General features: G+C 42.1%; 17 protein-coding genes and 1 pseudogene. 6 read left to right on the forward strand and 12 right to left on the reverse strand.

The features are described 5' to 3' along the window. Positions 1 to 15: 15 nt before the first annotated feature. On the reverse strand, positions 16 to 594 hold the full coding sequence (gene betI / locus FTV18_RS07660) for a transcriptional regulator BetI (RefSeq protein WP_005235723.1): 579 nt from the start codon (positions 592 to 594) through the stop codon (positions 16 to 18). Positions 595 to 865: 271 nt separating this feature from the next. On the opposite strand from betI, the gene FTV18_RS07665 reads away from it, so the two are divergent. Then, positions 866 to 2,902, forward strand: coding sequence for a choline transporter (locus FTV18_RS07665; protein ID WP_159122945.1), 2,037 nt, complete (start codon positions 866 to 868; stop codon positions 2,900 to 2,902). Positions 2,903 to 2,930: 28 nt separating this feature from the next. Further along, entirely contained in the window at positions 2,931 to 3,539 is a 609-nt protein-coding gene (locus tag FTV18_RS07670) for a MarC family protein (protein WP_180017325.1), read from the forward strand. Between the two features lie 65 nt (positions 3,540 to 3,604). Here the strand turns inward: FTV18_RS07670 and FTV18_RS07675 are convergent, their stop codons facing one another. Together FTV18_RS07675 and FTV18_RS07680 are read right to left on the reverse strand one after the other, a co-directional pair. Then, complete coding sequence (locus FTV18_RS07675) at positions 3,605 to 5,770, reverse strand: TonB-dependent receptor domain-containing protein (protein WP_180017327.1); 2,166 nt, start codon at positions 5,768 to 5,770, stop codon at positions 3,605 to 3,607. 485 nt (positions 5,771 to 6,255) lie between these two features. Continuing rightward, the gene (locus tag FTV18_RS07680; RefSeq protein ID WP_180002021.1) at positions 6,256 to 6,408 is read right to left on the reverse strand and encodes a hypothetical protein; all 153 of its coding nucleotides are present in this window, start codon (positions 6,406 to 6,408) and stop codon (positions 6,256 to 6,258) included. A 393-nt stretch (positions 6,409 to 6,801) separates the two neighbouring features. On the opposite strand from FTV18_RS07680, the gene FTV18_RS07685 reads away from it, so the two are divergent. Together FTV18_RS07685 and FTV18_RS07690 are read left to right on the forward strand one after the other, a co-directional pair. Continuing rightward, the gene (locus tag FTV18_RS07685; protein WP_004785667.1) at positions 6,802 to 7,380 is read left to right on the forward strand and encodes an ANTAR domain-containing response regulator; all 579 of its coding nucleotides are present in this window, start codon (positions 6,802 to 6,804) and stop codon (positions 7,378 to 7,380) included. Between the two features lie 10 nt (positions 7,381 to 7,390). Next, positions 7,391 to 8,395 carry an ABC transporter substrate-binding protein gene (locus FTV18_RS07690; protein ID WP_180017329.1) on the forward strand — a complete coding sequence of 335 codons (1,005 nt, stop codon included), beginning with the start codon at positions 7,391 to 7,393 and terminating at the stop codon, positions 8,393 to 8,395. Between the two features lie 71 nt (positions 8,396 to 8,466). Here the strand turns inward: FTV18_RS07690 and mtlD are convergent, their stop codons facing one another. Further along, entirely contained in the window at positions 8,467 to 10,593 is a 2,127-nt protein-coding gene (mtlD, locus tag FTV18_RS07695; RefSeq protein ID WP_180017332.1) for a bifunctional mannitol-1-phosphate dehydrogenase/phosphatase, read from the reverse strand. Between the two features lie 405 nt (positions 10,594 to 10,998). Here mtlD and FTV18_RS07700 point away from each other — a divergent pair. Further along, a pseudogene (locus tag FTV18_RS07700) lies at positions 10,999 to 11,709 on the forward strand (HAD family hydrolase). Positions 11,710 to 11,778: 69 nt separating this feature from the next. On the opposite strand, the gene FTV18_RS07705 reads toward FTV18_RS07700, so the two are convergent. The 5 genes from FTV18_RS07705 to FTV18_RS07725 form a co-directional block, all read right to left on the reverse strand. Continuing rightward, the gene (locus FTV18_RS07705) at positions 11,779 to 12,129 is read right to left on the reverse strand and encodes a hypothetical protein (protein WP_180017333.1); all 351 of its coding nucleotides are present in this window, start codon (positions 12,127 to 12,129) and stop codon (positions 11,779 to 11,781) included. Positions 12,130 to 12,380: 251 nt separating this feature from the next. After that, complete coding sequence (locus FTV18_RS07710; protein WP_180017335.1) at positions 12,381 to 13,547, reverse strand: acyl-CoA desaturase; 1,167 nt, start codon at positions 13,545 to 13,547, stop codon at positions 12,381 to 12,383. Between the two features lie 40 nt (positions 13,548 to 13,587). Then, positions 13,588 to 14,610 carry a flavin reductase family protein gene (locus FTV18_RS07715; RefSeq protein ID WP_180002026.1) on the reverse strand — a complete coding sequence of 341 codons (1,023 nt, stop codon included), beginning with the start codon at positions 14,608 to 14,610 and terminating at the stop codon, positions 13,588 to 13,590. Positions 14,611 to 14,928: 318 nt separating this feature from the next. After that, on the reverse strand, positions 14,929 to 16,566 hold the full coding sequence (locus tag FTV18_RS07720; RefSeq protein ID WP_180017337.1) for a long-chain-fatty-acid--CoA ligase: 1,638 nt from the start codon (positions 16,564 to 16,566) through the stop codon (positions 14,929 to 14,931). A gap of 259 nt (positions 16,567 to 16,825) precedes the next feature. Beyond that, a complete protein-coding gene (locus tag FTV18_RS07725) occupies positions 16,826 to 16,987 on the reverse strand; it encodes a hypothetical protein (RefSeq protein WP_166138668.1) in 162 nt (53 codons plus the stop codon). A 189-nt stretch (positions 16,988 to 17,176) separates the two neighbouring features. Between FTV18_RS07725 and FTV18_RS07730 the strand changes: the two genes are divergently transcribed. Further along, a complete protein-coding gene (locus tag FTV18_RS07730) occupies positions 17,177 to 18,598 on the forward strand; it encodes a PLP-dependent aminotransferase family protein (RefSeq protein WP_180017339.1) in 1,422 nt (473 codons plus the stop codon). A gap of 40 nt (positions 18,599 to 18,638) precedes the next feature. Here FTV18_RS07730 and FTV18_RS07735 read toward each other — a convergent pair whose 3' ends face one another. The 3 genes from FTV18_RS07735 to FTV18_RS07745 all read right to left on the reverse strand — a co-directional run bounded on the left by FTV18_RS07735 (position 18,639) and on the right by FTV18_RS07745 (position 22,606). Beyond that, entirely contained in the window at positions 18,639 to 19,982 is a 1,344-nt protein-coding gene (locus FTV18_RS07735) for a DcaP family trimeric outer membrane transporter (RefSeq protein WP_180017341.1), read from the reverse strand. Between the two features lie 112 nt (positions 19,983 to 20,094). Further along, entirely contained in the window at positions 20,095 to 21,465 is a 1,371-nt protein-coding gene (locus FTV18_RS07740) for an MFS transporter (RefSeq protein WP_180017343.1), read from the reverse strand. Positions 21,466 to 21,694: 229 nt separating this feature from the next. Then, positions 21,695 to 22,606 (reverse strand): LysR family transcriptional regulator, encoded by a 912-nt coding sequence (locus tag FTV18_RS07745; protein ID WP_166138516.1) that lies wholly within the window; start codon positions 22,604 to 22,606, stop codon positions 21,695 to 21,697. Between the last annotated feature and the right edge of the window lie 87 nt (positions 22,607 to 22,693).

Below are 22,693 nucleotides of genomic sequence, written 5' to 3' on the forward strand. Positions count from 1 at the left end.
TCCCTCGCAGATTGGTTATTTGAGTTGTTGCCGGATATATTCACTACACAGTTCAATCGGCAGTTCTGGATCAATTTCGCCACTTACTAAAGCACCTCTTAGCCAGAATCCATCAATGAGTGCAGCCAGACCTTGTGCTGCCTTCTCAGCTTGATCCTTACTCAGCTTTTTCATGAATTCATATTTAAGATTGGAATGTAAGCGGTAATGGTTTATTTGCTGTAAACGATGTAAATCAGGCTGGTGCAGACTGCTGGCCCAAAAAGCCAACCACACCTTCATGGCCGCTTTATCCGTTTGTGGAGCAGTAAAATTGCCACGCACAATCGCCAGTAAGCGTTGTTCAGGGGCGTCATTCACCTGTGACTTGATTTCAGCAACAGATTTACCTAATTGCTGCAATAAGTAACGCATTGTGGCTTCAATTAACCCATTTTTACCTTGAAAATAATGACTTATGATGCCGGTTGAGACACCTGCCCTCTGAGCAATCTGACTAATTGAAGCTTCTGCAAAACCTAGCTCATTCACTGCAGCTAAGGTGGCATCGATCAGTTGCTGACGACGGATCGGTTGCATACCAACTTTTGGCATAGGACTAACCTGAATAACGGATGTAGCAATAAAAAATCATTCTGCTAAAGCAAATAGCTGAATGATGTAACAATTCATAAACGCTTTTTTAATTGAACGTTCAATTAATAAAAATTATAGTGCCAGCTCACCCTTGATGTACAGCGCAGTTTGTTTTGGATTTGCAAAAGTTTGTAATTCACGAAAACAAGGAAGCTTTAGGGCCAGCTTTTGCTTTTAAATCACACTGCACTGTAGATCATCCGGCAACAAAAACGATGGTCAGAGATTTATGCAAAAGAAAAACGAAGAGGTGCAAGATAGTCTGAATAAGGTAGTCTTTTATTGTTCGGCGACGCTTATTCTGCTGTTTTCTATCATCACGATTTTATTTAATGAACAAGCCAATCTAGTCATTATTAATATTTTAAACTGGGTCAGTAGTACCTTTAGCTGGTATTACCTGCTGGCGGCAACGCTGTATCTGGTTTTTATAGTCTTTATCGCCTGCTCACGTTATGGCGAAATCAAGCTTGGTCCCAAACATTCTAAACCCGAATTCAGCCTGCTGAGCTGGTCGGCCATGCTGTTCTCAGCCGGGATCGGGATTGACTTGATGTTCTTCTCGGTCGCTGAACCCCTGTCGCACTATATGAGTCCACCAGTCGGTGAAGCTGAAACCTTTGAAGCTGCACGCCAGTCCATGGTCTGGACCCTGTTTCACTATGGCCTGACCGGCTGGAGCATGTATGCGCTGATTGGGGTTGCGTTGGGATATTTCAGTTATCGCTATAATTTACCACTGACAATTCGCTCTGCGCTTTATCCTATATTTGGAAAAAGAATTAATGGCCCGATCGGCCATACGGTGGATACTGCTGCGGTACTCGGTACGATTTTCGGTATTGCCACAACCTGCGGTATTGGTGTGGTTCAGCTAAATTACGGTCTGCATGTCCTGTTTGGCTTGCCGGAAAATATCTGGATTCAAACTGCATTAATTGGTGTTGCAGTCATTATTACTATTATTTCCGTCACTGCGGGTGTCAATAAAGGTATTCGGGTTCTGTCTGAAATTAATATCTATGTATCAATCGGGTTGCTGCTCTTTATTCTCTTTATGGGAAATACAGAGTTTTTATTAGCGGCTCTAATTCAGAATTTTGGTGATTATCTCAGCCAGTTCCCGAAACTCTCTTTAAGCAGTTTTCCTTTTGAGCAGCCTAAAGAATGGATGAATAGCTGGACCCTGTTCTTCTGGGCATGGTGGATTGCTTGGTCGCCGTTTGTAGGTCTGTTCCTGGCACGTATTTCCCGTGGTCGTACCATTCGTGAATTTGTCACCGGGACTTTAGTTATTCCTCTGTTATTTACCCTCACGTGGTTGTCTATTTTCGGTAACAGTGCTTTATACAGCGTGATTTTTGATGGTAATACTCAGCTTGCGACAACTGTTTTAGAAAATCCGGCACATGGTTTTTATGACCTGCTGGCACAATATCCAGGTTTCACATTTCTCGCAGGTGTCGCCACCATTACAGGTTTGCTGTTCTATGTGACTTCAGCGGATTCAGGGGCATTGGTATTGGGGAACTTCACTACTAAATTCACTAATATTGAGCATGATTCACCGCGCTGGCTCAGTGTGTTCTGGGCGATTGCGATCGGTTTGCTGACTTTGGCAATGCTCATGGCGAATGGCGTGACTGCATTACAGAACACTACCATTATTATGGGGCTGCCTTTTAGTTTCGTGATTTTCTTTGTGATGGCCGGTTTGTATAAATCCTTGCGGCTTGAGGATTTCCGTCAGGCCAGTACCAGTCTGAATGCTGCACCAGTCGTCGGTAATGTTGACATCTTTAACTGGAAGAAACGTCTGAGCCGGGTGATGTTGCATCCAAGCCTTTCACAGACTCGCGCCATGCTGGATGACGTCTGCAAGCCGGCCATTGAGGCAGTTGCGACTGAGTTAACCGATAAGGGTATTCAAGTGAATATTCAGGAAAAACCGCTTGAGGAAGAACCTGAACTGTATCATCTGGATCTCACCATTCAGCTGGATGAAGAAGAAAACTTTGTCTATCAAATCTGGCCAGTACGTTATGCCACACCGAACTTTAGTTCACGGGGTAAACGGACTAAACGCTATTACTATCGTCTGGAAAGTTACCTGTTTGAAGGATCTCAGGGCAATGATCTGGTCGGTTACAGCAAGGAACAAGTTATTAACGACATTCTGGATAAATATGAACGTCATATGATGTATCTGCACATCAACCGGATCAGTCCGGGTAAACGTCCACTTTTCCCGGATCGTGAAATCTAGGATCACTCAACTACGGAAGGATTGAATGATGTCAGCAAGTTTAAATGCCTTTGCCCTGTTTTTTTCGTTACTCAATCCATTTTTGATGAGTATCTATATGCTCGGAATTATTCGTAATTCCGAAGCAAAGGTCTTCAATATGGCATTGATTCAGGGCAGCCTGATCAGCTTTATTGTTTTCATCATTTTTGCGAAAACTGGCGAAGCCTTCTTCAATGAAGTGCTACATGCTCGCTTTGAATCCTTCCAGATTTTTGGTGGTCTGATTTTTCTGGTGATTGGTTATCGCTATGTCTTTGAAGGTGCGGATACCATTGGGGTGATGCGGGGTGCGCCGAATCATCTGGCGGGTACGATTGCCATGCCTTTTATGATCGGTCCCGGCACCATTTCGGCTTCCGTGATTACCGGGATTCAGCTCAGTTTAATGCAAACCATTCTGGTGATTTTCTTTACCCTGTTTCTGACCTGTAGCTTGCTAATTCTGATGAAATACCTGCATGATCATTTACAGCATAAATATTCCAATTATATTGACCTTTATGTCGATATTGTTGGTCGTGTCGCAGCACTATTAATCGGTACAATTGCGATTGATATGATTGTGACAGGTGTCAATGGAATTTTGGAAGGCTAGTTTTATACAAGCTGACAGGATAAAAAAGCGGGTAAAATGCCCGCTTTTTTTATGAAGTGATGATTTTAAAATTTAAACGACACGCCTGCATAGGTCGAAAAGCCTTCACCCGGTGAAGATCGTGCTTCATCTTTCCCATTATCATTAAGACCTGGAATCACCACTGCTGCATATTTTTCATCGGTGATGTTCTTGAAGTTAACCCAGGCACTCCATGACTGATCTTCTGGCGCATATCCCAGATCAATACCCCAAATCTGATAATCATCACTAAAGCGGCTATTGGCATAATCATGCGCCATCTTCGATGCATATTCTGTATTTAGACCCACATAAAGACCGTTATTCAAGGCATAACTGAGCTGTGCCTGATAAAGGTGTTTTGGAATTCCCGGTAACTGGTTTTTGCCAAATAAAGGATCGTTTTTATACTGGAAATCACTCAAGGTATAAGCCTGTCGTAGGCGAAGTTCACCCTGCTGTGATGCATACAATGGTGTATCCAGACTGAGTTCTACACCTTGATGAAGGGTGGGAGTTGCATTGGATTCTACAGCAATTGGTTCAGAAGGTCGTTCCGATCCATCCTCATAGGTTTTGATCAACTCTGAGGTTAATAACTCGTTTTTAACTTTGGAATAATAGTAGCTCAGTGCCCAATCACCCCAGGCTGACTGACCCCGGCCACCCAGTTCTAAAGTATTTGCAGTTTGCGTGTCCAGATAAATAGGTTCACGTACCCGCCCTGAAGCGACACCAGTGTCAAAATAGTATGGCGAAGACCATGCCATCGCCCATGGATGTGCCGGTTCAATACTACGGCTTAAATTGGCAAACCATTGTAGTGTTTCATTTGGCTGATAAGTCAGGCCAATACGCGGGGCGAAATTCCATTCATAGCGGCTAACTTCAGGACTAGCCACAGGATAAGTCACTTCACTCTCACGGTGGGTATAGGCTGCTGCCAATCCTAGATCAAGCTTAAACTGATCATTCAACTGAGTTTCCTGATCAAATTGCAGCACATTGTCTGAACCACGATAAGTATAACGGCGTGTTACGGTATCTGCCGGATAAAGCGTGCCATCAATTGTAGTATCGCGTCGAATTGTTTCGGTTACACCACTATTCGGACGGTGCGTGGTACTTCGAAAAGCAACTTTTCCTTGATGTTCAAGACCGAATAACTGATAAGGTTTCTCATACTGAACCCGCGCACTAATATCCTCATAATCGACATTGGTACGATAACTACTTTCACGTAGATCCAATGGATAATGGTGATAAGCCAGACTACCGGTCAGTTTGGCATCATCCTGCAAGTTCCAAGTGGTAGTATTTGCCAGCCAGGTACTGCCCGGTTGAATCCGCTTGGCATCTACAGCCAGATTAAAATCATTGGCTGCTTCAGGATTATTCTTGAGCTGTTCCTGGGTAATGCGCCCTGGCGTTAAATGTTTGCTTTCACGGTAACGGGCATAAAAGCGGGTCTCAATATCTGGACTGATCTGATAACCCAGATTAAAAGCTAGACCTTTACCATCACCTTCGGCATGATCCTGAATCCCATCAAACTGTGAACCCGTTACTGTCAGATAATAATCTAACTTATCGAGTTGTCGGCCAGTACTAAACTGGTATTTCTGATAGCCATGGCTACCCGTTTCATATTTTAATTCAGAGCCATTCTGCTCTGCACCAGTCTTACTTTTATAATTAACTGTTCCACCTAAGGACAATCCGCCCTGTTTTAAACCATTGGCACCACGGTACACCTCAACATGATCAATCCACCATGGTTCAAGCAGTTCATAAGCTGTACCACCCGGTCCGGTAAAGGGAATATCATCGATCATGACATAAGTTCCGGATGCATGTGCACCAGAAGTACGGTTAATGCCAGAACCACGGATAGAAATTTTGGCTCCTTCATTGCCCGGCGATTGGGCATAAATGCCGGGCTGGAGACGGAAGACGTCAGCAATGGTTCCCAGACGCTGATGTTCGAGCTGCTGATCTGAAATAAAATTGGTTCCTCCCGAAACGCTGGCAAGTTCGGCCGCAGTCTGTTGCTGGGAATTTGTATTTTGCTCAGTGGTCACCACAATAGTTTCCAGTTGCTGAACACTATCCTGTGCTAGCGTAGTTTCAGCATAAAGATGGCCTGAAAATGCCGACAGTATCATCAGGCTAAGCGGATTTTTCTTGAGAGGGATTTTTGTCATATTCATGGCGAATTTATACAATCCTGTATAAGTGATCCTGATCTGCTTTAGGACTTGGCTTAAAAATTTAAGCTGTAGCATAAATGAAGCATGTAAAATTAAGCAGATATTTTCTGCCAAAATATCTGACTGGTGCGGCAATATTTTTAATTTTTTCTATACAAAAAATCTGTCAGTACTTTACAAGATCACAGACAGATTCATACAAGTTCTGACATCTAATTTATTAAGTATTTGTAATTTATAGATATGTATTTTTTTCTTGTAACCATCTAATTCGAGTTGGCAAAAAGTGATTTAAATTAAAAATTTTGAAGATATAAACAATATTCTGATTCATCAAGATCAGTTTAATAGACAGGTTTCTAGACCAAAATCTTAGTCATAACTAGAAAATAGAATTCTTATTTTTTGAACTATGGCTTATAGATTTCAGCCCAAAAAAGAAACCCTCCTGCTGGAGAGTTTCTTCATGTATTCTGGCTATTATTTTATTTAGAGGCATTTTCGATTACTTGTGCTTGTAATGGTACAGCTTGCTGGGTTTCAGCTGATTTTTTCTTGGTTTTCATTTCTGCCACTTTGGCCAGAGTTTTCTCGGTAAAACGTAAACCACCATCTTCTGCCATCACATTACCCGCCATCAAAAGACTGCTTATTACTAGCAGTGATGGTATAAGTTTTAATTTCATGTCTATTCCACCTTTTTATTTATAGTGGATTAAAAATAAGCAATTATTATTCCAATATTTTTATCTATATTTGATTTTTTTATTTTTCCCGATCATCTTGATGAAATTAAAATTGATCTAAGCGGTAATTTTTATATTCTTTATTGCCTTAAAACTCCTTATTTTAGTGCGATTATTTCAACAACGCCTTATTTTAGTCAGGTTAATTCGGCCTTTTAAGTTCCTCTGCACTATTTTTATGACACTTTTAACCTGATCTCCTGATTTTTTGCACCAAATTGCATGGTATGTTTTTTGCATAAGTCCTCATAGAATATTCCCCGATGTACTAGTTAAAAATCTTGCATGTCTAAATTACGAATTGCCCTGATTGATGATGATCCAGAACGCGCTGAATTTATTCAGGCTTCTTTACTTGCGCATGATTTTCATGTGGTGGCTTGTGTCATTCTGAATGACCTCAACATTGTTGATATCAAAAGCCTGCATGCCGATGTCATTCTGTTAAATATGGATCATCCTCATCGCGATATTATCGAAAGCTGCGTGAGTCAGTATGAATTACCTACGGTTCTATTTACCCAAAATTCCAACAAGGACACCATCAGAAATGCCATTGATGCCGGAGTCACGGCATATATTGTGGACGGGATTGATCCAACCAAACTGGAAAATATTCTGGAAATATCGATTGAACAATTCCAGAAACATAAAAAACTGTTACACGACCTGAAGGAAACTCAGGAAAAATTAAGTGATCGCAGGGATATTGATAAAGCCAAAGTCCTGCTGATCCAGCTACATGGACTGAGCGAAGAAGAAGCATTTGCCCTGTTGCGCAAAAATGCCATGAGTCACCGGATTACCATTGGCGATATGGCAAGGCGCTTACTTGATGCACAAAAACTGTTATCCGGCCAATAAGGAGCATTCAATGACAACATTAGAAAAAACAGAACTCAATATTGGCTATATTCCACTGCTTGATTGTGTTGCCATTCTTTGGGCGGAGCGACAAGGTTATTTTACTGAACAGGGTTTAAAGGTAAATCTGATCCGTGAAGCATCCTGGTCCAGCTTACGCGACCGTCTGGCCTATGGCTTTCTGGATGCAGCCCATTGCCTGTCTGCCATGCTTCCCGCAGCTGCTTTGGGCGCAGACCAGTTACAAGTCGCTTTGCAGACTCCATTAGTACTCAGTATCAATCAGGCATTTATCAGCTTAAGACAGGATTTGTGTTATGAACTGGGCATTCATCCTGAAGATAATGAACAGATCACGTCACAAAAGCTGGTCAGTGCCTTAAAGCAGCAACATAAAGTAGGTCTGGCTCATGTTTATAAATACTCCATTCATCATTACTGTTTAAGAGAATGGTTGGCTTTAACTGATGCGCAATATGCTAAAAATATATTGCTCAAGACCTCACCTCCCCCTTTGATGGTCAAAGGGATTGCAGCACAGATTTTTGATGGTTTTTGTGTGGGTGAGCCATGGAATATTCAGGCCAAGCTTGAAGGTTATAGCCTGATTGTTGCAGCCAGTCAGAATGTCATTCCTAAAGTGGCAGACAAAGTGCTGGCAATAACTCAGGAATGGGGCGAGTTGCATCCACTGACTGTAGAGGCCTTAGTCGCAGCTGTAAATAAAGCCCAGATGGATTTAAAGCATGCTACGGATCTTTCTGAAGTTTGGAATATGCTGGTGGATTATCAGATTATCCAGTTTGAATGTTCAGCTTCTCGACACGTTTATGACTTCCATAAGATTCAGAATATTATCCGTAACCTTGCAGGTGAAAATGTTGAGCCTCAATTCACCGATTTTATCTGGTTATTGGGGCAGATGGAAAAATGGGAAAATATTGATCTGTCCGCAGATGATCAGCGACAGATTGCCCAATCCTGTATTTATCAGCAAGAATCCACGACTGTATAAATTATAAATTTATAAACTTCCATAAAAAAAGACCCAGAATCGTTCTGGGTCTTTTTATTTACTGCTGATATTTAGCTGAGCGCTTGCTGCAAATCCAGTTGCATGAATTTTTGCAAGGATAATTTTCCAGCAATAATCTGATTGATGAATTGTGACATTTCATCATACAAGGTCTCATATAGCTGCGGTTCTAATGCCATATGTTTTAACTGGATCTGTAAATGCATCAACAGTTCCTGCTGCTCGCATTCACCCTGTTCCAGAGCATAGATATAACCCAACACTGCGCCTTTTAAAACCACATCAAATGGCAAGCTATATTTAAGCAAGGTCGATAATGACCCCATAACCCGTTCATTGTGTTTCAGCTTTCTTAAGGGTTCACGCCCTACACGTGCACATGGGTCCTGATAAGCATAGGCACAGGATTCAGTAAAACTTTGTGCCAGACGTTCCAGATCTGAAGCATGCTTAGGAATCTGGTAACAGAGACCATGCTTCACCTGCGCTAAGGCCTGCTGCATGAATTTTCTGACCGCATGATCTGACATGGCCACGCCAATGGTCTGATGACCGCGCAGGCTGGCATACCAGGCCATCATCGCATGCACACCATTCCATAAGCGGTTTTTAATCAGCTGGATATTGGCAATATCATCTACCAGAATCATTTGGCGCATTTTAGCCAATAATGGACTGTTATTTTCCACATAGATTGGCATATCCGTTTCGGCATTAAACAGAATCAGGTCCATCGACTGCAGGATATGACTTGGCTGGAAATTACGGCGCAGGTCTTCAATATACAAGCCAGCCTGATGTTCCTGCTCTGCATTCAGGGCTGTAGAATCATCCAGATCCACTACGGACAGATCTTCATCCAGCTGATACTGCTTGAACATGTTGTATTTGATGCGCAGCTGACGGTACAGTTTCTGGTCGGACAGTTTGGAGACCATACGGTTCACCACTGTGTCACAGAAATAATGCTGATCCATAATGTGCTGCGCTGTCTGTTCATCCGTAATCTGTTTCAGACGGCTCAGAATCTGCTGCATCACCAGCTGTTTGGCCCCGATTTTATTCAGGATAATTAACAGCGTCAGCGGCTGTTCCTGCTGCTCGTAGGCCAAGTATCGCGCATATAAACCCTGTGCAATTACTTCTGCTTCAGAAACCAGAGCTTCCTCAGGAACACAGACTGCCACCAGACTGGATTCAATATACATGTTCTGCATTTGCTCCAGATCATGTGCATCAATCACACTCATATTCTCAATACGCTGGTCAAAAGAGTTTTGACCATAACGAATGCAATAAGTGCCAAACGCATTTACGGCAGATTGATAGAGTGGATTACGGGTCGAGGCAATAATTTTCCGTGGACGGGTATATCCATCCCAGTGTGATAACACCTGAGCCAAATAACCACCACCAATCGCACCGAAACCGTGAATCCCGACCGTTAACTGATTCAGCGTTTGCGGAAATGCAGTCTCAAGTTCAGGCATTTCCAAAACCGGAACAAACTGGTTCAGATCTATCAGAAAATCTTCCATCGTTTCATAATAATACTGGGCTTGTGCCAGCATCGATTCATTCGGTGTTTTAATGTCTTTGAAAAGTACCGTCATACCACCTGCATCATAAGCAGATCGCAGGCCATTTTCGGAATCTTCAAACATCAGGCATTGAGCCGGACTTAAATTGATTTTTTCGGCTGCGCTGATAAAAATTTCTGGATGAGGTTTCCCCTGTTTAATCTCATCACCACACACCAGCACATCAAAAAATTTATAGACATTGGCATTGATCAGATATTCTTCCGCAATGGCACGTCGACTCGAAGTCGCCACAGCCATTTTTAGGCCCGCCTTGCGTAGGCGTTCCAACACCTGTAATAAACCTTTTTTAATTGGAACACCATAATTGCGTACATGTTCTAGTTCCAGTACATCGGCGCGCTGGCGGATCTCGGCATAAGGAACATCTTGTCCATAACGCTCTTTGGCCAGCTGCTCGGCACTACGGGCACTTAAGCCCAAACACTGCATTAAATAGTTTTCAGAAAATTCGACGCCGATCAGCTCACGTGAAGCCTGTTGCAAGGTTTGAAAGCGCAAGCGTTCAGTATCAAACATGGTTCCATCCATATCGAAAATTGCGCCGTGTACGATTTGATTTTTAAATTCTAGCATTGCTCCCCTTTTATAATTCAATGAGTTAAGAAGTGGACAATACCTTAAAGAAAATAAGAGATTAAATAAACCGATGTAAAGATATGAAATAGTTCTGACTATAAATTGATCAATAAAGACTAAATTAAATAGTTTTAGGTTTTCTTATGTAACCGTTAGGTAACAAAAAGTAACCAGCAAGTTGTTTCTTATAAAAAATAAATATTCAAATTAGGAGGTGTAGATAAATTCAAATGCTGTGCCAATTTAGTATTACGATTTTTATTATGAGTAATACTTAGAATGCTCAAAATAAGTTCATTTTAGGAATTTAATGATAAATACAGACTGGATATGCACCCAAACTGGACTTTTTATCTCTTTCTAAAAACGGGATAATGGTGGTGAAAGAAAAATGGGGGTGACATGTTTAAAGATAAAAAGCTGGTATGTTTTGACCTGGATGGAACCTTGATTGATTCAGTGGGAATCTGGAACCAGGTCGATGCTGCCCTGATTCAGGAATTGTCGGGGATCGAAATCGGTCTGGATCAGATTCAGCAACAGCGTGACCTGCAACTGAAAGCCTTTAGACATATGCCCGATCCTTATCTGGAATATTGTGGCTATTTAAAAGAGCTATATGGTTTTGAACCCAGCAAGGAAGAGGTTAAAAACCGTCGTTATCATATTTCACGGCATTTTCTGGATCATGTGATAGAACTCAAACCGCAAGCTGAGCTGCTGATTCAAGCCTTAAAACAGTAAGGGATACAATTGGCACTCACGACTACCACTAGTTTATTCAATGTGCAGCGTTATCAGGACAATAACCAGAAGATTAATCAGAAAATCAGTTTTGATGATGATTTTGCGATTATTTTGACTCGTGAAAATGTTGAGAATATCAAACCGCATCCAGAAGTGTATTTAAATGCGCTCCAGCATTTTGAAATTGAGGCTAAAGATTGCCTGATTGTTGAAGACTCTTTAATTGGGGTGGAAGCTGCCAACAATGCGGGAATTGATGTCGTTGCAATTTACGACCAGTATTCTGCGCATGAAATGGATTTGATCAAAGCCAAGGCAGATTATTTTGTAGAAGATTTTGCTGGTCTCATAAAATTGGTGAATTAAAAAAATGCCATGAATCCTTTCTGATCATGGCATTTTTCGTGTTATCTCTGAATTGATTAGATTAGAGCATTATTTGGCTTTTTTATAGACGGAGCCTGAGCCGACCAGATTGCCAGTTTTTTCGTCAATCGCGAAATCAACGACACCTGTACCTGAATTAATCTGAAGCAGACCATTATCAGCGACTGAAGCTGGCATCGGATTTTTCTTGTCGGTTTTGCCGCTTTCTTTGTCTTTAATGGTATTGGTAATGAAATAGTTTTCACCATTTTTGGAAATCACCAGGATATTTTCCAATTTTGGATTTTCCAGTGTATTTTTCCAGTTCCCCTGATAATCTGGTGCTGGAGTTTCTGGGGAATTACACGCGGTTAACAGCAATAACAGTGAGATGCCTGAAAAATATTTAAGATATTTCAAAACTGAGACCTTGAATGATAGAACGCGGCCATTATAAAAAGAACCTCCTTGAGGTAAACGCTTAGCTTGTAGGCGAAGCGTTTCAGCGGTAGTAAATCTGTCCCGCCTTCGTCATTTTTTGAAAATCATCTTCATATTTCATTCATAAATTCGTGTGAACTGACCACTTTTTAACAGATAAAAAAATCCTCAATAGACCATCCAAATCTATTGAGGAGTACCAAACTGGATAATAGAGAAACCTTAAAAAATTAATTTACAAGTTTGGATTTAAAGTAACGAAACACCGATTTAACTGCGTGAGTTTTTTCTGCAATTTGCTGATTCCATTCATTTGGTAGTGAGCATTTCGCCAGTCTGACCCATACAGTCGAGAACTGTTTCATAAAGCTGGCTTCGTTATAGTGAACCCCATACTCAGCGCATAAGGCTTTGATTTTTGGTGCAACTTCAGCATAACGGTTTGCTGGCATATCTGGGAACAGATGATGCTCAATCTGATGGCTTAAATTCCCACTCAGAATATGCAACCAGTTCGCGCCACTGAAGTTGCTCGAACCACGGATCTGACGCAGATACCATTCCGCACGGGTTTCATTGTCGGTATTGTCCATTTCAAAGGTTTCTGCATCTTCAGTGAAATGTCCATTAAAGATCACCGCAGACGCCCATAGGCTACGAATCACATTGGCAACCGCATTCCCAGTAAATACTGGAATGGCATTTGGGCCAGCAATAATCGGGAAAAATACATAATCTTTCAGAACCTGACGGCGCATTTTTTTGCGTAAAGGTGCTGCTTCTTCCCAGACCTGTTTCCAGGTTTTGGTTTTATAGGCAATTACATCTTCCAGATGCAAACGCTGTACACCCACATACCATTCAAAGAACACCATCAACTGAATGGTTAAAGGAATATTCCAGATAAAACGTAGTTCCCACGGCTGAGATTCACTGACACGGGTCAGACCATAACCGACATCATGATCCATACCGACAATATTAGTATACGTGTGGTGAATATAATTATGCGTGTATTTCCAGTCATCCCCAGTGGAAATAGTATCCCAATCATAAGTCGAACCATTCAGACTCGGATCATTCATCCAGTCGAACTGGCCGTGCATCACATTATGGCCAAGTTCCATATTTTCCACGATTTTCGAGATACCCAATAAGCCTGTTCCCGCTAACCAGACCGGTGGCAACCAGCCTGCGACCATCAGCATGCCACGGGAAGCAATCTCGCTATAACGTACAAAATTACGGATTTTATAAATATATTCTGCGTCTTTTTCGCCCAAATCTTCCATTACTTCACGGCGGATAGCATCAACCTTGGCACCGAACTCTTCAACCTGTTCCGGGCTTAGAAATTGAGATTTACTGTGTTTTTTAAAATCAATTTGCATATTCATGGGAGCACCTTCTTATTCGTTTAGTAATGGTTGAAATAGCTTATAAATTAATCACCACAGGACTGACGGCCTGTGAAATACAAAGTTTGATTGGAGTATTGCTGCCGTGGTCGATCTCACCCGTCAGCATGTTTTTAACTGAACCGCTGACTTTGGTACATGAGCAAGTATTACAAATGCCCATACGGCAACCATGCGCTGGACGAAGACCCGCCTGCTCTGCACTTTCCAGCAGATTAGATTCTGCCTGGAATTCCTGCTGCGATCTTAAAAACTGTACAGGCTGTGCTTTCACTTTTTCATCCATCGCAATCTGGAAATATTCAGAATGGAAGCTGGATTTCACCGCCAGTTTATCGGCAATTTTGAGTGCAGTTTTCATCATTCCCGCTGAACCACAGGCATAGATTTCACGCTGTTCAAAGTCTGGTACCAGCTTGTTTAGCAATTGCTGGCTCAGATGTTGCTTATGCTCGACTGTATTAAAATGATGATATTTCAGATGAGGATGCATCAACGCCAAGGTTTTGATCTCGGCATGAAATGCATCATCACGGGTGAAATAGATTAGATCAATCGGATGCTGAAACTGCACGACTGCTTTTTGCAATAAGGAATAAATTGCAGTAATGCCACTGCCTGATGCCAGAAACAGAATCGGTTTAGGAGAGTTTAATAAGGTAAATTCGCCCTGTGGCTGAGACAGCTCGACCACTGCACCTAGTTGCAATAAAGTTAGGGCACGCGACACTTTACCTTGCTGCTTGACTGCAATAATCACATCACCATTTTTTAAAATGGTCACGATAGAATAATGACGTTGATGACGTACTCCATCCAGACGCAGAGTCACCGCGATATTTTGACCGGCCTGAAATGATCCGCGGTTAAAGTTATAATTTGGACGTAACTGGATTTTGAAAAAGTCTGGGCTAACCGCCTGAATATTCACGACCGATGCTTTGACTTTTTTGAGTGCCCAGGTTGGATGGATTTTTTCACCAACAAAATCAATGAAATCTTCACGAATCCAATGCGGCTTGTAGGTTGTCATACTTGTCATTTTTATCCCCTCTATTCCGCAGACAGCATTAATGTACAACTGTCTATTTATTATGTAGTCCAGAATAAAGAATTTTGAAGCTCACACCATGTCAATGTAGGTCAAATTATGTGCTTAGAAACCATAGTTGGACTTTTTGTAAGACAATCCTAGCCAGAAAGTGCTGTTAAAACTGTATGAACTGAATAAATTGCTTTTTTGGTCTGTATATTTTTAGCAAAAACATATAAAAAAACTGACCTCTATATAAGAGATCAGTTTCTGTTTTAAATATTCGGTGAGTTAAAAAGGCAAAATTTTACCTTTTAAAGAAATAGCTTAACCTACGGCCTGTTCCAGCAAGATAGAGCCATAAAGTTCACGCAGGTCTTTTTTCAGCATCTTGCCGGTTCCACTTAACGGAATAGAATCTACAAAGATCACGCGATCCGGAATTTGCCATTTAGCGACCTTGTCCGCATAGTAATCCAGCATTTCAGCTTCACTCACATGACTCTCTGGCTTTTTAATCGCAATCAGAACGGGACGCTCATCCCATTTAGGATGCTGTGCCGCAATCACGGCAGCCATGGCAATTTCAGGATGTCCCATCGCCATATTTTCAAGATCGACTGAAGAGATCCATTCACCGCCTGACTTGATCAGATCTTTGGAACGGTCACACAGCTTCATAAATCCATCTTCATTTAAGGTAGCAATATCTCCGGTATCAAACCATCCATCTGCTGTGAGCGTAGATTCTTCCTTGCCAAAATAATGATCAATGATCCAGTGCCCTTTAATCTGCAGATTGCCTATGGTTTCACCATCTCGGGCAATTTCCTGGGTTCCTTTTTCTTCATCGGTTAAACGTAAATCAACGCCAAACGGTGGACGACCTTGAGACAAGCGAATCTGCATTTTTTCTTCATCCGCCAGATCAAGGTGTTTGGTTTTTAGCTGATTGGCACTACCAAGTGGACTGGTTTCAGTCATCCCCCAAGCATGAATGGTTTCGCAGTTAAACTGCTCTTTAAAGGTTTTCAGCATAGCCGGTGGACAGGCAGAACCACCGACCACATTCCGTTTCAGGCTTTCCAGTTTTGAACCACTTTGCTGGGCAGCCGCAATCAGCCCTTGCCAGATCGTCGGAACACCTAAAGCCACAGAGACTTTATACGTATCAATCAGATTAACCAGACTAGCTCCATCCAGGCCTGGCCCCGGCAACACCAAGGTACAACCGACCATGGCAGCGGCATATGGGGTTCCCCAGGCATTGACATGGAACATTGGTACCACCGGCAGCATGATGTCACGCGCTGCCACATTCAGGGAATCCGGCATGATAATCGCATAACTATGCAGCACTGTTGAGCGATGGCTATATAAAACCCCTTTCGGATTTCCAGTCGTACCGGAGGTATAACACAGTGAACTTGCTGTATTTTCATCCAGTTCAGGCCAGTCAAATTCTGCAGATTGCTGGGCAAGCAAATCGTCATAAAACTGAACTTCCGGAATGGCTTCACGAATCGACGAATCTTCAGCATCCAGACAGATATACTGTTCTACAGTTTTTAATAACGGTTTGACGGCTTTAATTAAAGGTGCAAAGGTTTTATCAAACAGCAGTATTCGATCGGCAGCATCATTGATAATAAATACCAGCTGTTCCGGAAATAACCGCGGGTTAATGGTATGGCAAATCAGTCCACTTCCCGAAATGGCATACCAAGATTCTAGATGTCGATGATTATTCCAGGCAATGGTTGCAACCCGGTCGCCGAGTGTCAGACCGAATTGCTGTAATACATTGGCAAAACGTTTCGAGTTTTCCCGGATTTCTCCCCAATTGGTCTTTTTAATGCTGGTATCGGTATTTTTAGAAATGATCTCGGTATCGGCATGATAACGACCGGCATGTTCAATCATGCTGCTGATCAGTAAGGGCTGGAACATCATATTTCCGAGCATGCTTCACTCCTTTATCCTTGTTGTTTGTCCATCTGCTATATCGTTGTTATTTCTGTATGATGCGCTGGCGAAAAGCCTGTATTCATTTTTATCATCAAACAGTCTGAATCTAGCAAGGAAATCTGACTTTGTGAGTGTCAAATTGTGACAAAGTCATAGAGTGGATGCAGAAAAAGTAGAAAATAAAACTGGTAATGTGTGGCATAAAAAAGCCCCAATTTAGATTGGGGCGATGATAGTGTTCAGGGAGAAGAGAATTTTAAAAGCCGCTCATCATAATTTTGTCTGCATTTACTACAAAGATAACGCCGAGGCAGAATAAACCAGTATAAAGTGCAAACCAGAGAATCATCTTCTTGAATGCTGCATCAGAAATACTGCTATCCGCATATTTTGGTGCTTTGTTGTCTTCTGAATTCATATGATCACCCATAGGTTGGTCTGGCGTTATGAGTTTTATTATCAGCAGACCTAAATCAACTGTATAGATACAATATTCATTTAAAAAAATATAACAGTTAGCCACTTATTTTTTTGATTTGTTATATTTTAATAACTTATTCATAATATAATTCTGATTATATTAGTACAGTTTAGATTTTATTTTCTTATGTTCAAATCTGAAAAGCTAGCCCAAAATATTCGCCAGATGATTGAAAATGGCGCATGGAAGGCGCATGACAAATTACCTTCATTACGGGAACAAACTGAACTGTCCGGCTATAGCCTGATGACGGTGCTTAATGCCTATCAGGTGCTTGAATCGCAAGGATTGGTCTATGCCAAAGATAAATCTGGCTACTATATTGCGGAGCGACCTCAAACCTATAACAGTAAAGAACCCGCGGTACAGATTGGCTTAAACTCCAAAGTTAAAATTAACTCTGTGGTATTTAATTATTTAAAGTCACTGCAAACTCCAAATATTGCACCTTTTGGTTCAGCTTTTCCAAATGCTGAACTGTTATATAACAGCCGGTTTATGCAGATTTTGGCGCAGCATAGCAAAAGAAAAAGCAGTTATAGCCATCAAAATCATATGCCACCGGGTAATCAGGAATTACGCCAACTAATTGCCAACCGCTATCAGTTACAAGGCATAAACTGCACTTCGGATGACATTGTCATTACTTCTGGTGCCTTGGAAGCCCTCAATCTGTCTTTACAGGCTTTGACTCAACCGGGTGATTTTATCCTGCTCCAGCAAACCATTTTTTATGGTGCCTGGCAGGCGGCTGAACGTTTAGGCCTGCAAGTCATCACAATCCCTGAACATCCACAGTTTGGTTTTGACCTGGAATCATTTGAACAAGCACTTAAACAGTACCCGATCAAAGTTTGCTGGCTGATGCTGAATGTGCATAATCCGATTGGCTTTACGGTAAATTCAGAGATCAAGCAAAGAATTGCGGAACTGTTGAATGAATATCAGGTATATCTGATTGAAGATGATGTCTATCAGGAACTCAATTACGGCGCTCATAAACCGGTTTCCGTGAAATATTTTGATCAGCATCAACGGGTATTGCACTGCTCTTCATTTTCCAAAACCTTGGGCATGGGTGCGCGGGTCGGCTGGGTTTTCGCTGGCCCATTTTCTGATGCAATCCAGCATTTACAGCTCATGAGTACTTTGACTGTTAGTCCGCTATTACAAAATGCACTGGTCGATTTTCTGTCCCATCATCATTATGAAAAGCATTTGCGCCATTTAAGACAGCAGCTGGAAAAGTATAAGCAAAAGTTTTATCAGGAACTCAAAGCGCGTTTAGATTCAGTCTGTGAAATTTATTATTATTCCAGTGGCTATTTTCTCTGGATCAAATTGCCCGAACAGCTGGATGGACAGGTTTTATATGAACAGCTGATTCAGCACAATATTGCTATTGCACCCGCTTTGCTGTTTAAACCGGAACATACCAGCCAGAATTATATTCGCCTGAACTGTTCATTTGACTGGACCTCTGAGATAGAAAATGCTGTCAATGTGCTGGCAGAGGTGATCCTGAATCATGCAAAAAGCGTGGATTAATTCATCCACGCTTTAAGTTTCTTATGTAAATCGCTAGAGCTTAGAAACTGTAAATTGCAACGGCATTCACTCGGTTATCTTCACCTTTTGTACTGCCATTTGGTGCAGCACCCAATGCTTCACGTTCACCATAAACATATTCCAGGCCAAAACTCAGCGGTTTTGTAGGGTTATAGAACACATTGGCCCAAGCCTGCCAAAGGTCTTTGTTCACTGCTGTTAGAGTCAGACCAGGAGCAGCAAGATAGCCATTATCTTGGTCGAAATTCATATAACCATACCCTACGGTACCACGCAATTTATCATTAAACTGCTGCGTTAGACCGACTGTAATCGAGTCAAATTCACTCTGTAGAAGATCACCATTAGGAGCTCGAACTACGCCAGGATTAGCGTAAGAGACAAAGCTGCTATCACCTTTGACATGATAATAATCTGCCTTAAGACTGGTGCCTGAAACAAACTCATATTTCGCACCTACACCTACACCCCATGCAGTTTTTTCATCTTCATTCACGCGTTTTTCATTCCCCATCGCACGCGCGCTGACAGAAAGATTATCCGCAAATTTATGGTTTAAGCGTGCTGTTAAGGCAGGTAAACGCTGTTTGATTCCCGTAATGGTCGCATCTTTCGGATCTTCTACTGCAAGCACCAGATTGGTCGCTGGACTCAAAGTACTGGTATGACGAATCTGAGGGGTTCGTTTAATTGAACCACCGGCATAAACCAGTGCATCTACCGTTTCAGGTATATAGTCCGGAGTTGCAAAGTTTGACCAGGTTTGACCAATTAACCAGTCAGCATAGCTGATATAGGCATGGCGAATACGCAGGTTGTCAAAACCAGCTCCACCCAGGAAATCGACCTCAACCTTACCGCTTAAGGCATTATCCCCAGCACCCACGGGCGCTTTAAAATCCATCCCTAAACGGGTGGCTGAAAGCGTAGACTTAAACTCATCACTGCGTTCACCTGTGCCTTCAAGAGGTACTGCATTAATCTGGTTATACATACGTGTCGCTGCACCGCCCTCAGCCTGATAAGAGGCATCGGCACGGATATTACCGTATAAATTAAACTCGGCCCCACTGGCAATTTTCATCACAGGTTTGCTCGTAGGAGCTACTGCTGTATTTGCAGGTGCCGGCGTTGCCGCTACAGGTGCAGTCACAGCAGCTGTCTGAGTCTGCTGCTGTTCAATCAAGGCACGTAAAGCTTGAACCTCTTGACGCAACTGCTCAATTTCCTGCTGATTGGACTGAGCTGGAGTTTGTGCCTGGGTAGACAAGCTAAGGCCCCCTAAACTTATTGCCATCATGCTCATCAGAACCGTGCGTTTTAATGTGATTGTTTGATTATTAAATAATTGTTCCGTGTTCATCCTAAACTCACTTTTTTATTATGCGTCTCGATTCTAGCAACAGATCACCACCGCTTACGATGGCGATCTCTATCATTAGAAGTGTTTTCTTTATTAATTGATATTTAATCCATTAACTTGCTTTTTCAGCGAGAGAATCAGTACGAATATCAGGTGTAGCAAGGGCTTGACCTTCTACAGACATTTTTAAGTTCACCAGGAAAATTGCCAGCGCAGCAATCAAACCGGGAATCGCAATTGCAAAGAAGTTCATTTGATGCGGTAAATTCATGGTGAGTAAAGCACCTGTCAATACCGGTCCAACGATCGCACCGATACGTCCGATTCCGGAAGCCCAACCCATGCCGGTAGAACGCACCGTTGATGGATAATATTGTGCCACGAAGGTATAAAGCAGAATTTGTGAACCAATGGTCGCTGCACCGGCCACAGCAATTAAGCTATAAAGCACGAATTGTGGACTGTTATAACCGAGCAGGATTAAAGAAGCTGCCCCGCAAAGAAACATGATGGTCAGTACTTTTTTGATATGGAAACGGTCTGCCAGATAACCCCCACCAATAGCCCCGATCATGCCGCCAATATTCAGGGCAAATAGGAAGATCATGCTGACACCCAGTGAATATCCAGCCTGGATCATCAGTTTTGGTAACCAGCTGCCTAGTGCATAAACCATTAATAGACACATGAAAAATGCCAACCAGAACATAAAGGTACTAAATGTACGGCCTTGTTGGAATAATGCTTTTAAAGGTGCTTCATCGCCTTTTTGCACTTCATTCAGAACAAACTGGGTGTCAGATCCAATTATCTGAGTTGGCGAGATTTTTCGGATAATGCTTTGCGCTTGAGCAGTCTGCTGCTTATTGGTCAGGTACATCAACGATTCTGGTAAATATTTCCAGAGTATCGGCAGGAACAGTAAAGGAGTACCCGCAAGTAAGAACATGATTTTCCAGCCAAACTGTGGCACCAGCCATGCGCCAAGTAAGGCAGATGTCATGCCGCCGATGGCATAGCCACTAAACATTAAAGCGACCAGCGTACTGCGAATCCTTTTTGGTGCGTATTCCGTCATCAGGGCAACGACGTTTGGCATCACGCCACCAATTCCGAGTCCGGCAAGAAAACGTAAAATCCCGAATTCGACAGGTGATGTTGCAAAAGCACCGATAAACGTAAAACCACTAAAGATCGCGACACAGATCATGATGGTTTTTTTACGTCCCAGTTTATCGGACAAAGTGCCAAAGCTCATGGCACCAAACATCATACCGAACAAGGCAGTGCTGGCTAACATGCCTGCCTGTACTGCACTGAGTGCCCATTCCTGCATCAGTAGCGGTAAAGCCACGCCGTAAATTACCAGGTCATAACCGTCAAAAATAATGATCAGCAAACACCAGATCAGGACGCCCCAATGAAATGGCGTGAACTTTGCTTCATCAATCAGCGTATTTATATTCACTTTATTTGTAGACATCTCCACCTCCTAATTGTGAAGTTCAATTTATGAGATTCACAATGCAGAAGATGTGCATAAATGTCCAAAACTGAATAGGCATGCTTCTATACCTATAAAGTCTGCCTTAAAGAAAAGGCTTTATTTACTATGCCTTAATGATATTCATCCAAAAAATGAAACCTTCATTCAATATTAAAATATGGATTCGCTTTATTCCCTATAAGATCCAGACAGGTATTGATCTGAATTAAAATACAGCACGATCATATTTAATCGCTTCAAGATCATAGACCTGATAGACCGCATCAAACAGATAACGAATATATTCACTTTCATCCATATTACGAATAGCCATAAAAACCGGACTGACCGCAAATTCATCTAATAAAGGGATAAAGTTTAAATGTGCCAGACGAATATTCTGGGCACTTTCCGGCACAATACAGACGCCCTCTCCGGCAGCCACAAAACCAAGCGCCAGTTGCAATTCACTGACTGCACGGATATTTTTCGGTTCCAGCCCATACTCGGAAAATATACCGCGCACCTGGGTAGAAAAATTAGCCTTACCATTATTCGGGTATAAAAAGAGTGGCTGATCCACCAGTTCAGTCAGGTTCACGCCATCTCGATGGGAAAGAAAATGGCTGGAATGTGCTGCGACCATCAGCCTTTCTTCACGCAGTAACACCCGTTTCACTGCCGGATCTGAAATTCTTAAACGTCCAAAACCGACATCAATCCGCCCTTCTTTAAGTGCCTGAATCTGCTCTGAAGTATTCATTTCAACCATCTCAATTTTGAGCTGGGGATGTTGCTGCTTAAATAGAAACACAATACGCGATAGCAAACCGAACAATAACGAGCCAACAAAACCAATGCTAATGGTGCGATCCGCGATACCAATCCGCTTGGTCATCGATTTGATTTCTTCCGCATTAGACAAAAGTTTAACCGCATGTTGATAGAAGAATTGACCTGCTTCTGTGGTCTTAAGCGGTCGGCTACCTCTTTCAAAGAGCTGAATATCCAGTTCCTGTTCCAGATTTTGTATCTGTCTGCTTAAAGGTGGTTGAGCAATAAACAGTTTTTCTGCCGCCTTGGTAAAACTTTGTTCTTCGACGACTGCGACGAAGTAACGCAAATGCCTGAGTTCCATATTCATGCATACCTTTAAAGTATAAAAAAATGCTAAATCGATCTTAGACCAATCAAAATTATTCTTTTAAGGTATATCAAGTCAAAA

Source organism: Acinetobacter sp. YH12241 (assembly GCF_013417535.1).
GTDB lineage: Bacteria > Pseudomonadota > Gammaproteobacteria > Pseudomonadales > Moraxellaceae > Acinetobacter.

Bases quoted from the DNA above. Each gene is read 5' to 3' on its own strand.
- FTV18_RS07675 (WP_180017327.1), bottom strand. From the start codon at position 5,770: ATGAATATGACAAAAATCCCTCTCAAGAAAAATCCGCTTAGCCTGATG.
- FTV18_RS07690 (WP_180017329.1), top strand. From the start codon at position 7,391: ATGACAACATTAGAAAAAACAGAACTCAATATTGGCTATATTCCACTG.
- FTV18_RS07710 (WP_180017335.1), bottom strand. From the start codon at position 13,547: ATGAATATGCAAATTGATTTTAAAAAACACAGTAAATCTCAATTTCTA.
- mtlD (WP_180017332.1), bottom strand. From the start codon at position 10,593: ATGCTAGAATTTAAAAATCAAATCGTACACGGCGCAATTTTCGATATG.
- FTV18_RS07720 (WP_180017337.1), bottom strand. From the start codon at position 16,566: ATGCTCGGAAATATGATGTTCCAGCCCTTACTGATCAGCAGCATGATT.
- FTV18_RS07740 (WP_180017343.1), bottom strand. From the start codon at position 21,465: ATGTCTACAAATAAAGTGAATATAAATACGCTGATTGATGAAGCAAAG.
- FTV18_RS07735 (WP_180017341.1), bottom strand. From the start codon at position 19,982: ATGAACACGGAACAATTATTTAATAATCAAACAATCACATTAAAACGC.
- betI (WP_005235723.1), bottom strand. From the start codon at position 594: ATGCCAAAAGTTGGTATGCAACCGATCCGTCGTCAGCAACTGATCGAT.
- FTV18_RS07665 (WP_159122945.1), top strand. From the start codon at position 866: ATGCAAAAGAAAAACGAAGAGGTGCAAGATAGTCTGAATAAGGTAGTC.
- FTV18_RS07725 (WP_166138668.1), bottom strand. From the start codon at position 16,987: ATGAATTCAGAAGACAACAAAGCACCAAAATATGCGGATAGCAGTATT.
- FTV18_RS07680 (WP_180002021.1), bottom strand. From the start codon at position 6,408: ATGGCGGGTAATGTGATGGCAGAAGATGGTGGTTTACGTTTTACCGAG.
- FTV18_RS07685 (WP_004785667.1), top strand. From the start codon at position 6,802: ATGTCTAAATTACGAATTGCCCTGATTGATGATGATCCAGAACGCGCT.
- FTV18_RS07745 (WP_166138516.1), bottom strand. From the start codon at position 22,606: ATGGAACTCAGGCATTTGCGTTACTTCGTCGCAGTCGTCGAAGAACAA.
- FTV18_RS07730 (WP_180017339.1), top strand. From the start codon at position 17,177: ATGTTCAAATCTGAAAAGCTAGCCCAAAATATTCGCCAGATGATTGAA.
- FTV18_RS07715 (WP_180002026.1), bottom strand. From the start codon at position 14,610: ATGACAAGTATGACAACCTACAAGCCGCATTGGATTCGTGAAGATTTC.
- FTV18_RS07670 (WP_180017325.1), top strand. From the start codon at position 2,931: ATGTCAGCAAGTTTAAATGCCTTTGCCCTGTTTTTTTCGTTACTCAAT.